General features: G+C 62.1%; 11 protein-coding genes. 4 read left to right on the top strand and 7 right to left on the bottom strand.

The window, feature by feature from the left end; genetic code table 11:
- Positions 1-29: 29 nt before the first annotated feature.
- The 5 genes from LZC95_51745 to LZC95_51765 are packed head-to-tail and all read right to left on the bottom strand — an operon-like array spanning position 30 to position 4,571.
- Positions 30-1,490 (bottom strand): FAD-dependent monooxygenase, encoded by a 1,461-nt coding sequence (locus LZC95_51745; protein WXA94885.1) that lies wholly within the window; start codon positions 1,488-1,490, stop codon positions 30-32.
- A gap of 5 nt (positions 1,491-1,495) precedes the next feature.
- Entirely contained in the window at positions 1,496-2,497 is a 1,002-nt protein-coding gene (locus tag LZC95_51750) for a squalene/phytoene synthase family protein (GenBank protein ID WXA94886.1), read from the bottom strand.
- A gap of 19 nt (positions 2,498-2,516) precedes the next feature.
- Positions 2,517-3,323 (bottom strand): SDR family oxidoreductase, encoded by an 807-nt coding sequence (locus tag LZC95_51755; GenBank protein ID WXA94887.1) that lies wholly within the window; start codon positions 3,321-3,323, stop codon positions 2,517-2,519.
- An 11-nt stretch (positions 3,324-3,334) separates the two neighbouring features.
- Entirely contained in the window at positions 3,335-3,715 is a 381-nt protein-coding gene (locus LZC95_51760; protein WXA94888.1) for an antibiotic biosynthesis monooxygenase, read from the bottom strand.
- A 37-nt stretch (positions 3,716-3,752) separates the two neighbouring features.
- The gene (locus LZC95_51765) at positions 3,753-4,571 is read right to left on the bottom strand and encodes an NAD(P)H-binding protein (protein ID WXA94889.1); all 819 of its coding nucleotides are present in this window, start codon (positions 4,569-4,571) and stop codon (positions 3,753-3,755) included.
- Between the two features lie 791 nt (positions 4,572-5,362).
- On the opposite strand from LZC95_51765, the gene LZC95_51770 reads away from it, so the two are divergent.
- From LZC95_51770 to LZC95_51780, 3 genes are all read left to right on the top strand, one after another.
- On the top strand, positions 5,363-6,061 hold the full coding sequence (locus tag LZC95_51770) for a hypothetical protein (protein WXA94890.1): 699 nt from the start codon (positions 5,363-5,365) through the stop codon (positions 6,059-6,061).
- Positions 6,062-6,144: 83 nt separating this feature from the next.
- Positions 6,145-7,524, top strand: a complete 1,380-nt coding sequence (locus LZC95_51775) for a cytochrome c (protein WXA94891.1) — start codon at positions 6,145-6,147, stop codon at positions 7,522-7,524.
- The gene (locus LZC95_51780) at positions 7,521-8,843 is read left to right on the top strand and encodes a cytochrome c (protein ID WXA94892.1); all 1,323 of its coding nucleotides are present in this window, start codon (positions 7,521-7,523) and stop codon (positions 8,841-8,843) included. Before LZC95_51775 ends, LZC95_51780 begins: the two co-directional genes overlap by 4 nt.
- A 49-nt stretch (positions 8,844-8,892) precedes the next feature.
- Here LZC95_51780 and LZC95_51785 read toward each other — a convergent pair whose 3' ends face one another.
- The gene (locus LZC95_51785) at positions 8,893-10,584 is read right to left on the bottom strand and encodes a hypothetical protein (protein WXA94893.1); all 1,692 of its coding nucleotides are present in this window, start codon (positions 10,582-10,584) and stop codon (positions 8,893-8,895) included.
- Positions 10,585-10,909: 325 nt separating this feature from the next.
- Here LZC95_51785 and LZC95_51790 point away from each other — a divergent pair, with 325 nt between their 5' ends.
- A complete protein-coding gene (locus LZC95_51790) occupies positions 10,910-11,599 on the top strand; it encodes an alpha/beta hydrolase (protein WXA94894.1) in 690 nt (229 codons plus the stop codon).
- A gap of 615 nt (positions 11,600-12,214) precedes the next feature.
- Here the strand turns inward: LZC95_51790 and LZC95_51795 are convergent.
- Positions 12,215-12,814, bottom strand: a complete 600-nt coding sequence (locus LZC95_51795) for a hypothetical protein (GenBank protein ID WXA94895.1) — start codon at positions 12,812-12,814, stop codon at positions 12,215-12,217.
- Positions 12,815-12,869: the final 55 nt, after the last annotated feature.

A 12,869-nucleotide genomic window follows, 5' to 3' on the forward strand; every position in this document is an offset into this window, starting at 1 on the left:
CTAAGGCATGGTATACACCATGATTACCATCATGCCAGTGACGATTTGCCGAACCAGCGGCGCAGCGCATCGGTAAGTACGAGGCTGCTTGGCGCGACCCAAACGATGTATCCGTCGGGGCGCACCAAAAGCGCATCGACATTGGCGGGCCACCCGGCGTCGCCCCGTGCCGCCGGGGAGGCACGAACGAAATCCACCCGATCGATCCACCCATTGGCCTCGTTTCCAAAGTCGCCACTGGCGACGAGGAGCACGCCGCGTGCGGGGTGCAGCAAATCGGCGGTCGAACGACCATCGGCGAGTTGGACGTGCGGCAGGCGCTTGCCCAGCAGCGGATGCTCGCGCGAGCCGACGTCGTGCTGGATGGCGAGGCCACTGACCATTCCGGACAGATGTCGACCCACTTCGGGAATGGCCACGAGCTCCGCCATCACGCCGCGAAGGGGCTCCACCTCGTTGCCACTCAAATAGATCATGCCTTGCGCCTGCGTATTGCGCAGCACCCGCGCGCCGACCGCATGCTGTTCGGTGTGGTAGCTGTCGAGCAGATCGGAGGGCGCCCAGCCTTGGACGGTGGCGGCCAGCTTCCAGCCGAGGTTCGTCGCATCCATCACGCCGAGACTCAGGCCCTGTCCGCCCGCCGGCAAGTGAATGTGCGCCGCATCGCCGGCGAGCAGCACCCGGCCGCGTCGGTACTCGGTGGCCTGACGGGTGGCATCGGTGAAGGCACTTACCCAGCGCGTTTCTGCCCCGTGCAAGCTCTCGCCGGTGAGGCGTTGCCATGCGTCGGCCACTTCCTCGAACTTGATTGGCTCGGTGCGTTCGCGTTTCGGTGCGCCTCGCGGGCAGACGATGATGCGGTCGACACCCGGCTCGAACCGCGCCGACATGACCATGCCTTCGGGCACGCGTTCGCCGATGAACCTGGGGCGAATGTCGCGGCCCAAGACGTCGGCCAGGTACATTTCGCGGTTGGCCTCCGTGCCGGCGAAGTCGAACCCGGCGAGGCGGCGCACGGTGCTCCGGCCGCCGTCGCAGCCGACGAGGTATTGCGCAGAAATCTCGAAGGGCCCCTCCGGACCATCGACGACCGCGAGGACATCATCGGCACGGTTCTCGAGGGTAATGAGCCGGTGCTCTCGCCGCACCGAAGCACCCAGCTCCTTGGCCCACGCCTCGAGCATCTCCTCGACCTTGTACTGCGGAATGCCTCGGGCCCCGAAATGCGACCCTTCCAGCACGCCGAAGTCCATCGGAATGCCACCAAAATGGCCTTGCCGATTCAGCTCCACGTCGCCGAAGCGCCGCAAGAGCCCGCGCTGGTGGAATATTTCGGTCGCCCTCGCCGTGAATCCGAGCCCGCGCGATTCGCCGCTTGGCTCGCTTCGGGATTCGACCACGATCACGTCGACCCCACCCAATCGCAACTCGCCAGCGAGCAGTAACCCCACCGGACCGGCACCGACCACGAGAACGGATGTACGAACCATCGCCGTCAAACCTCCACCGCACGCCGGCCGTATCGAACGAACAAATCGTCGCGAACGCCTTTGGCAATATCGAAGTACATGTGAGCCACTGCCTTGAGTTTGACCGAAGGTGCCATTCGGAAGCCGGGGCGCAAATGCTCGCCGTCGGCCTTGATCAACGCCTCCAGCTTCAGTCCATTCGTGTGATAATCCCACTCGGCGAATGGCCGCGATGCGGGATGCACCGACTTCGGCCAGTCTCGTCCCGAGTCGTACATTTCTTTGGCCCGTTTGATTTCGGCCACCATCAGCTCGCGCAAGCCGTCGCTGACCAAGCCGTGCGCCAATTGGTTCTGCAAAGAGGCGCGGTCCAAACCGTATTTGGCCAGCCGGTCCAAGGGGAAGTAGAGCCGCCCCTCCTCGAGATCCTGCCGGACGTCGAGGATGAAGTCGATGAGCTGAAACGACGTTGCCGCGCGCCGGCACAATACGTTGGAGTCGGGGGTGATCGGCTCCAGGATGGCATTGGCCCAACTCGAAGGCAGCAGTGTGACGGTTTGAATGAAGTCTTCGAGCTTCTCCTCCGTCGCGTATTCGGTGGTGGTCAGCGTCCTGCGCTGCCCCGCCACGTACGGCGGAACGTCCTTCAGCGGCTGGCCGAAGGTGCGCATGGTGTGCACGAAGGCTCGGGCGACGTGCGCATGCGTCTCCTCGTCGTCGGAGGACATCGTTCCGGCCGCGGGAAGGTCGTTCGCGACGGCGCGTGCGAACATGGCCTCCCATTCATCCATGCGGTGTTCCCGCACCGGAATGCTGTGCACCTTGTGGTCGACGATGTCGTCCACGTGCATGATGAACATGAAGAACGCCTCGATGTGGAGGCGCTTCTTCGCCGGCACCATGTAACGGATCACCGACGGGATCTGCCTGGCCGTGACCTTTTGCCGCACCAGTTTGCTGGTGACGAGGTACGACTGGCGCAGGGCCGGATCCGTGATGCCGAGCATATCGAGCTCTCGAATGATCAACGTCGTGTCCTTTCGCGTGCTAGTCGGCGGCGGGCTCGAGGGGCTTGCGTTTCGAGACGAACATGTGTTGCTGCGCCAGCACTTCCATGCCCGCATCGACCGTGATGATCTGGCCCGTCACGGCGGCGAATCGGACGTCGACGACGGAGGCGATGACGTTGGCGACATCGTTCGGGACCATTTGCCTGGCGAACACGGATCGTTCGGACAAGTACTGAATGATCTCGGGGGAGTTGACCGTGTCGCTGGAGTCGGTTTTGACCGATCCAGGGGCGACCGTGTTGACCGAAATACCGAATTGTCCGGCGTACGCAGCGACGTGCCGGCTGAATCGATTGAGCGCCGACTTCGCCGTCGAGTGAGCCACTTGGCCGGCGCAGACGTCACCGCTGATGCTCGAGATGTATACGATGCGCCCGGCGCGCCGTTCGCGCATGATGGGGAGCACGCTGTGGGTCAGGTGGAACGCTCCGGCCAGCTCGCCATCGAACTTGGCGATGAAAGCGCCCCACATCACCTCCTCGAACGGTTCGAAGGTTGGAGGTGCCGTGTTCGCATTGCAGACCAAAACGTCGATTTGGCCATGTTCGCGGACGATCTGCTCGACCAGCCCGCGGACTTGCTCGCGATCCCGCACATCGGCCTGGATGGCTTGGGCCGAGCCACCGGCCGACGTGATTGCGGAGACGACGTCCTTCGCGGCCGCGGCGCTCTTCAGATAATTGACGATGACGTGGTACCCGCGTTCACCGAGGCCCCGTGCGGTGGCGGCTCCGATTCCGCGGCTGGATCCACTGACCAGTGCAACTTGCTTCGTTTGGGACATTCGTTCCTCGCTCACAGCAAATCGTTCGGAAAGACGTCCAACGCCACGGTGTAGACCACGGGGCGTGCCTTGATATGGAGTTTCTCGTCCTCCAGCATGCGCTGCACAGCCGCGCGCCACTCCGGGTTCACGCGGGCCTTGTCCAGCGCCGTGCCGCTCTCCCAGGCCGTCATTTGGATGAAACGCAATTCGGCCGCGTTGTCCAGCGACTGGTACATGATGGCGCGGATGAATCCCGGCTGGGCGGCCATGATGCGCGCATTGTCCTTCCAGCGAAATAGAAACTGCTCCGAGTGTTCCACCGGAACGGTGAAGGCGTTGATCAGTGTGACGGCTTGGTCGACTTTGGCCGGGACCAGACGGACGTTTTCGAAGCTGATATTTTCGCTCATGAAAGAATGCTCGCGGGTATGCAGAATTGAAATCGGATCAACGAAAGGCATTGGCATTGGAGGCGGCCCACTGTTGGTAGGTGCGCGGCGGCCGGCCGAGGACGTTCTCCACCGTGGACAGCACGCCGGGGCTCGTCATGAAGCAGACGCCGAAGCCCTCGGAGACCTGATCGGGGGTGAGGCGGATTTGTTCCAGCTTCTCCGGGTCCCCGTTTTCCTCGAAGTGAAGGGCGCGGCCGAGGATGGCGCTCAACACGCGGATTTTGTCCTGCGGGAGCAACTCTGCGGGCCCGGTGAGCGCGTAGGTTCGTCCCTCGTGCCCCGTTTCGAGCAGCGCTTTGGCCGCGATGGCCGCGACGTCGGCCGGGTCGATGACCGGGGAGGGCAGGCCGGCGCTCGGCTTGCGCACGATGCCGCCGCCGCGGATTTCGTCGGCCCAGGCGAGGGTGTTCGTGGCGAATTCCCAGGGGCGCAGCACGGTTCCGGGGAGGCCGCTGTCGCGCATCACTTGCTCGCAGCCGAGGGAGAGTTGGCCAACGAACCCGTTCGGAAGCGTCTGCGCCAGCAGGGACGTCACGAGGACGACCCGTTTGACCCCCGCGCGCTTGGCGGCGGCCAGAACGGCCTTCGGGTCTCCCACCTCGAGAAGGGTAAACAGTGCATCGACACCGGTGAACACGCGATCCAGAAAGGCCGGCTCGGTGAGATCGCCCACCGCGACCTCGACCCCTGCGGATGCCATACCTTCGGCCTTGCTCGCATTCCTGGTAACGGCACGCACGGCCGCTCCTGCCTCACGGAGCTGGCGCACCAAATGCCGGCCCATATTCCCGGTTGCCCCGGTCACCAGAATCATTCCCTGGATTCCTTTCGTCGATGAATGAGGTTTGGAAATTCTCTCGTCTTCTTTACGAAAAGCCGCGCTGGGCTATTCGTTTCGCGTGTGTGCATTATTTTCGAGAGAGTCCGGTCGGACCGCGCCAGCGCCAAAGCTCGATGAAATTGGAATTACCGCGGAGCCTTATTCGACATGCCATTCCATATTTCGAACGCGCGATGTCACGGGCATGAAACATCCAAGTGTCTACGTTGATGCCCGCGAAGGATGGCGAATTTTTTCGAGGGCTCGATTCAACGAGCGTATGTAAGAGCGGCATTTCTTCGGGGCAAGGGCCCGGTCTTCGATGTCCCCTTCGAACTCGCAAGGTCGATTTAGCATGTCCCGTACCATGGCGCGCAGCAAGCGCGCCGGCTTCTGGTTTCTATACGTATTTGGAGTTCGTATCCTTCGGCGGCCGCGAAAAACGACAAGCGCAATGGGGTGTTCTGGACATCGATTTGTCCACGTTCGAAACTCGCGTGCGTGAAATCGCGCCATTCGTACGAATGCGCGTTTGTCGGAATGCGCATTTGGCGTTCTGGCTGCTCGAAGTTCACGAAGCCTTGGATTTTTCGAGAACGGGCTCGATGTTGTTTTGATGTATCGCATGTACCGAGCTGGTACATCCACGAGGTACACTGGAACGTCGCGCCACCGGATTGGCGCGACTCGTTCATCCATGGCGGGGCTCGTCGGTTCCAGAACATCGCGATCCGAGATGTAAAATTGTCCTGGATTTCGACGGAGGAGGAGGTACCAAACCGTGCATGCTGTTCGCGATCCTCGCCCTCATCGGTGGCGTTGCTTGGATGGTCGTGTACGTCGGCATCATTTACCGCGGGTTGAAAGACAAGACCTACGGAATGCCGCTGCCGGCTCTCGTTCTGAATATTTCTTGGGAATTCATCTTTTCGTTTCTCGCCCCGGGCAAGTTTGCCCCTCAAGTGGCGATCAACGTCGTCTGGTTCTTTCTCGATTTGGTGATTCTCTACACTTATTTCAAATATGGTCGTAAAGATTTCCCCGAATCGGTGGACCCAAAATGGTTCGTGCCCTGGACCTTGCTGGCATTGGTGGCCGGGTTTGCACTCCAGTATTCGGTCGTCTTGGAATTCCCCAATGCCGTGGTCGGAGCCACCGTGGAAGATGCGCGCGTCGTCCAGACGTACTGCGCCTACCTCGTCAATTTGGTGATCGCGGTGTCGTTCATCGGCATGCTCGTCCGCCGCAACGGCGTAGAGGGCCAGTCGATGACCATCGCCATCTCCAAGTGGATCGGCACCGCCGCGGTGACCGTCTCGATCTACCTGCAAACGGGTAGCCCGCTCCTTCTCGTGTTGGGGATCGCCATCTTCGTATTCGACGCCATTTACACGGTGATGCTTCGGAAGAAGCTCGACGAAGTGACCGCGCGCGAAGCCTCCTTCGAGGGGATTCGAGGAGCGACCGCGTCGGCCGACGCGTAATGTGCCTGTCGCACTGCGACCAAATGCCACGCGACATTCGACCACGCTGACAGGAGGGCGCGCCGCCACTACTTCCGGCGGGCATGGACATCCCTGTCTTTCATCTCGACGTTCTCAACGACCGCGTGCTCATCGCGATCATCGCGGTGCTGCACGTGGTCATCAACCATGGGATGGCGGTCGGAGGGATTCCGCTCGTCGCATACCTCGAACGGCGTGGTCTGGCCACGGGCGACGAAGCGTGGGATGCGCTCGCGTTTCGTATCTTGACCGTGTTCTTCATCGTCACGACCACCGTCGGTGCGCTCACCGGTGTCGGTATTTGGTTTTCGGCAGCGTTGGTCAATCCCTATGCCATGGGCAGTCTGCTGCGCGTCTTCTTTTGGACGTGGTTCACCGAGTGGCTCGTCTTCGTCACGGAAATCGTCCTCATTCTCGCGTATTACCTCACGTGGAAGAAGTGGCGCGGACCGCGAAAACACGCGCACGTGCGGCTCGGGGGCGCGCTCTCCGCGGCCTCCTGGGCCACCATGGCGCTCATCGTCTCCATCTTGAGTTTCATGATGGACCCGGGCTCGTGGCATTCGGACAAAACGCTCTTCAGCGGGATGTTCAATCCCGTTTACCTTCCGCAGCTCGCATTTCGCACGCCGCTGGCCATGATCATGGCCGGCGCCTTCGCGCTGGCCATCGTCGCGTGGTCCGAGGAAGACGCCTCGATGCGTGCCCGCGCCGTGCGCACCATCTCGTCGTGGATTCTCGTGTGGATGCTTCCCTGCGCGGCGGGCGGCTTTTGGTACGCGCGCGCCGTTCCCTCGGCCATGGCTGCAAATCTGCCGATCGCGCTCGGGACGCAAGCCCTGCAGGCGTGGTCGCGCACCGCGCTCGCCGTCCTGGGCGGGGCATGCGCGGTCATCGCCATCGTCGCGCTCTGGGGTGCACGAAAGCCGAATAGCACGCGCACCTGGGCGCTCGTCGTGCCGGCGCTGTTATCCATTCTTCTCATTGGCGCGTTCGAGCGGGTGCGCGAATTCGTTCGCAAACCGTACGCCATTGCGGGATACCTCTACTCGAACGGCCTACGGAAAGACGATTATCCGCTGCTTCAGCGCGACGGACTGCTCGCCCGCGCCACCTACACGCGGGTGAGGCGCATCACGGAGGCCAACGAAGTCGATGCCGGGCGCGAGGTCTTCCTGCTCGCCTGCACGCGCTGCCACACCGTCGATGGCGTCAACGGCATACGTTCCGTGCTCGCTGCGATGTACGGCGACGACCGGCCTTGGGATCGCGAGGCCATCGCCTCCTACGTCGGATCCATGCACGATCTGCGGCCATTCATGCCGCCCTTTCCCGGAAATGAGCGCGAGAAGAACGCCCTCGCAGTCTATCTGGAGCATCTGCAACTCCATCGCGAGACCCTCGAGGGCGCCCAATCCACCGGCGTGGTCATCGAGCCATGAGCCTGGAGCCCATGCCCGTCCCGCGCGATATTCCTCTGCCCCTTCCGGCAAACCCTCACTGGCTCGAGTTTCTGCTCGTCGTAGCGTTCGTCGCGCACATCCTGTTCGTCAATCTCATGGTCGGCGGTTCGATCCTCGTTCTCGCCTTCGAGATCCGTGGTTTGCGAGAGCCCGACTACGACCGGCTTGCCCGCGCCCTGGCCTCGACCATCACGGTCAACAAGAGCCTCGCCGTGGTGATGGGCGTCGCGCCGCTCTTGCTCATCAATTTGCTCTATACGATTCACTTCTACACGGCGAACGCGCTCACGGGGATGGCGTGGATTCTTCTGGTGCCCACCATCGCGGTCACCTTTTTGCTCCTCTACCTGCACCAATACACGTGGGACCGATTTCGCAATTTGAAATGGGCCCATATTTCCATTTTGGGGCTCGCCGTCGCGCTCTTCCTGGTGATCCCGTTGGTATTTCTCGCCAACGTGAACCTCATGATGTTCCCGGAGCGATGGACCAGCGTGCACGGCTTCCTGAGCGCCCTGGCGCTGCCCAATGTGTTGCCGCGTTACCTGCACTTCCTTTGTGCATCCCTCATCCTCACGAGTCTTTTCGGCGTCGGCTATTTCTGGCGTGCACGCTTTCCGGTCGAGCAGATGTTCCATTCGCTCACGCGCCCCCGATTGCGCCGCACGTTCTACGCGATTGCATTCGTCGTTTCGCTCGCGCAATTCATCGCTGGCCCGCTCGTGCTGGTCACGATTCCGTCCAAAGGGCTCGCCGCGCCGGTCCTGACGGCCATCTTCACGGGAGTATTCTTGGCGATTCCCGCCGTCTGGATGATCTGGAAAGAGCTTTCCATGGAGGAGCCGGACGGAAAGCGTCTCCCGATGATCGCGGGCCTCTTGGCATTGACGGTCCTCTGCATGGCCAGCGGCCGCCACATGTACCGTGGAGTGGCCCTCGCCGAGCACAAACGCGAAATGCGCATGGCCACCGAGCGCTGGGCGGAGGACTCGGCGCAAGCTGCCTACGAGAAGACGCTCGGGCAAGAACGCGCGGCCCACGGCATCGGCGAGGGGCAAGCGCTTTTTCAGAGCACATGCAGCGCATGCCACGGTGTGGACCGGCGCATCGTTGGCCCGCCGCTCACCGAGATCGCCCGCATTTACGCGGGCAATCCTGACGGGATCGTCACCTGGGCCCGCGCGCCGGGCAAGAAGCGACCCGACACGCCGCAAATGCCAGCATTTGCATCGCTGGGCGATCCCAAGCTGCGCAAGATTGCCGATTACATGCTCGAAACCGGCGCTATTCGCCAGTGAATGCGGGGGGAGCTCGGGCGCTCGCAAGCGCCCGAGTTCGTTCACGCGATTACTGCTCGATCAACCGTTTCAACTCGGGATCGGTCTCCCGTGTGGCTTCGACGGCGTCCGTTCGCACCTGGCTACGGTCATACGGGCGAATCACCCATCGATCCTTCTCCGCCGGAGTGCACATCGACCCATCGGGGGTCGGTGCGGCATCGTAACGCCCGTAGACGAAACGATGGAATCCGCGAACGATGTCGGGATTCTTGAACGTGCAATAAAGGTACTTCTCGAGGTCTTCGGTCGTGACCACGTTGCGCGCGTGCAGCCTCGCGAATTCCTTCATGGCTTCTCGGAGTTGCGCCAGCCCCACGGCGTGCGCCAGGCCGGCGAAAACCTTTTCCCCGGCCGAATAGGATGCTCCCGGTGTGAGCCGGCGCCAGGGGCTTTCGTGGGCGAGCTTGACCGGTGTGGCGCTGAAGTTGAAAGGTTTGACCTCGAAGGCGAGCGCCGAGTCGGTGTTGTAGACGGTCCATGCTTCATCGAACCAACCGTCCCTTCCGAGGGCCGGCTTCACGCCGCGTGCAAACCAACTATGATAGAGTTCGTGCTTCAGCGAGCGAAGATTGCTCGTGGTGGCGCCGTCGAACTCCATGGATCGGCTCGGGTTGTTCCAGATGTACACGGTCAGGCGATCCCCGTGTTGGTACGGACCCGAGGAGGCCACGAACTCATTGAGGTACGTCTCGATGTCCTTTGCGATTGCCGGCAGATCCCCCGAGACGGTTTTTTCTTTGACCAGCTCCAGCTGGACTTTGGTTCCGTCCTGGAGGGTGAGCTCCGTATTGGGGTGCCGATCGAGGGTATTCTCGGGCACGAACTTCAACATCGGAGAAAGGGCCGTGAACCGCTCGGGGTAGGCGATTTGCCAATGCGTCTCCCCTACCTTGGTGACCGTGCCGTTGGTGACCGGCACGTGCACGGTGTCGACGTTCTTCAGATCGATGTCCAGATTGAAGCCGAACTTGTCGTAAATGAGGTTCGCGGGGAACCACATCTCGAGGTAGCGACCCGCAATGAGATCGCCGAGCCAAAAGTCCCAATTTACGCTTTTGACGTCGGTGCCCCACGTGAGGGGGATGGACGAGCCGGAGGCCGGCTTCCCCAACGTGTAGGTGAGTTGTATGGTATTCTCGCTGCACGCGGCGAGGTTCGTTTCGGCGATGATGCGGAGCTCGGCCCCGTCCCCACCGCTGAAATCGTGAAGCTCCATGCTTTGCGGGCTCAGCTCCGTGCCGTTCACCTTCGCGGTCTGGATGGTCTGGCGGAGATCGAAAATGGGATATCCGGATTTTGCTCCCATTTTGAATCGCATGGTCACGTCCACCGTGCCGACTTTGGTGGCCGCATCGAGGGTGACCTTCGCATCGACACCGTGGATATCGATGGGAACCGCCGGCAAGCCGTCGATGTTCATCGCGGGCGGGGCATGTGCCAAATCGTCGCCCGGGGTGCAGCTCGAACCGGGACCGGAGTCGGTTCCGGCGTCCGACGCCGCGTCGGCGTCGGCGTTCGCGGCATCGGGGTTCGCATCCCCCTGCTGGTCGCCGGCGTCCGTTCCGCGGACCACGACATCGGCGCCACCGTCGGGCGTGGGAAGCGGCGAGCCCGGATTGTCGTCGCTCGAGTCGCACGCCACGCCCAGCGCGGCAACGCAAACCGCGATGAGCACGGGCGGTAATATCAGCCGTCGCATGTTAGAAGCCGAACGAGCCCCCCTGCTCACCGTGCAGTGCGTCATAGTAAGTCTCCCATTGTGAAGGAATTCATTGGAGGACGTTATAGTCCCAATACCGTGCAGCCTCGTGAGGCATACGCCGTTTGCGCAACGTCGACGAGCGTCTTTGGCGAAGGGGGGCCTTCTTCATACTTCCACGGCGCAATGATGTTGCTTTGATAACGGAATCCTCCCCGTTATGTTGAGCCTGCTTCGCAAGCACGTGCGGATCCCGAAACAGCAAAAAGCTTATTCCGTATTTCAATAGTTTGGACCGGAAGTCCAATATCACTAAAGTGCGCGCATGCGCGAAATCTCATTGAGTGACGCAAACGGCTCGTTCGCCGTGACGGTGCACCAAGGATCGTCGCCTTCGCGGGTCGTTCTCTTCGCGGTGGGAGGAGGCGGAGATCCGCAGCGCCATCTTCCGCTGCTCTCGGCGCTCGTCGAATGCGGGTGCAGCGTCGTCGCGCCTCATTTCGCGCGGCTCGGAGCGCCGGCGCCCACCGATGATGAACTTTTGCTTCGCGCACAGAGGCTGCGGCTCGCACTCGACGTGGTGGCACGACCCGGCGCGGTCGCTGTCGGGGTCGGGCACTCGATTGGTGCGGCGATGCTTCTTGCGCTGGCAGGCGGCGAGGTCTGGATGCGGCCGGGGCACAAGCTGCCGATCGCGGGTGACGCACGGCTCGCGCGTCTTGCCCTTCTCGCACCTGCGACGGGCTTCTTCGGCGCACCTGGTGCACTCGACAACGTGCGTGCGCCGATTGCGGCATGGGCCGGAACGAACGACGCCGTCACGCCGCCCGAGCAAGCACAGCTCCTCGCCCGGGCGCTCGGCACCCGCGTGCCCGTGGACGTGCGCGTGGTCGAGGGGGCCGGACACTTCTCCTTCATGAACACCCCGCCGACGCACACGACCGAGCCACTGCCCGATCGCGATGCCTTCCTCGCGCAACTCACACGGGAAGTGTGCGCCTTCGCAATGAGCTGATCGCGCTCAGTGCGCTCGACGGGTCGTCGGTGGCGGTTCTACGGGAGCATACGGGTCCACGGGGGCCTCGACCGGTGTCACTTGATGGGCGAAAGAGATTCCGACCGGCGTCTCGCCCCTGAGCAAGGCAGCTATCGTTGGCTCCGGTAAGGGGATATTCGGGCAGTTCTTTCGAAATGCATCCACCGCGGCCCGCCGCGCTTCGAGGGGCATGACTTGGAGCGACGCCAAGAGCTGCTCCACCGAGCTACCCGATGCAATAGGAGGAGACGGTCGTGGCGGTTCCCTTCGCCCGAAGACACTGTCCAGAATGCCTTTGAACATGACGGTCTCCTCCTTCTGTCCGCCCGGGGCTCGATTTTCGAACGACCGCGCTCGGCGTCCGGCCAAGCAACGGCCGTGCGAGCAGCGGAACAACGGAAATTCCGTTTATTGCTCGCGCCTCCAGCGGGCTGCTCGCAGCGCTGCCACGCGAGTGGCGGAAGAGCCCCAAGGTGCCTCTGTTGCGGCCACGTCTGGTTCGGTGAGGTGGGCGCGTCACGCCGGAGTGCGGCTCGAAATCGAGCCGCACTCTCCCAGCATGTCATGAGTCGTATTGCAGGAGTACGACCGGCGTCAGTTGAAGGCCAACGTCGCCTTGACGCAGTCCATCAGCTGGCTGCACTGCTTTTTACTGCAGTTCGATGCCTCCTTGAGCGAGGGATCGTTGTAGCCCTTGTAAAAGTTCAGACAATCGCCCATCTCGTACGGCTGATCGCATGTCTTCCAAGCCGCGGTGTAGCCCGTGCAGAACTCCTGCGCCACCGAGGAGGGCTGAGTCAAAGCGATGGCTTCGTCGAAGCAGGCGTAGACGCCGTTGCTCTCGGTGATGCTCGCGCAGTCCTTGTTCTGAAGGCACTCATCGGCATGACGAATAATGTCGTCGCGCCACTTCGGCCACGAAGCAGCTGTCGCCGACGTGCACCTGTTCGTCTCCGTTTGCACTTCGAACTTATTGTTGCACTGGTGAAGGTGTGTCGCGAAGTTGCTGCAGTACTGCGCGTTCGTCGGGACGTTGCCACCGCCCCCGCCGCCACCACCACCACCGCCGCCACCACCCCCTCCCCCGCCGTTCTTGTCGCCATCGTCCGATGAAGAACATGCCGCGATACCGATCATCAGCGGCAACGCGAAGACAAAGGACAACTTGGCCCAAGACGTGGTCTTATTAATCATGTTAGATTTTCCTCCTACGCGCATGATGTAAATGCGCAAATATCGGCACGCGCCG

The organism is Sorangiineae bacterium MSr12523 (assembly GCA_037157775.1).
Taxonomy (GTDB): Bacteria; Myxococcota_A; Polyangia; order Polyangiales; family Polyangiaceae; genus Pendulispora; species Pendulispora brunnea.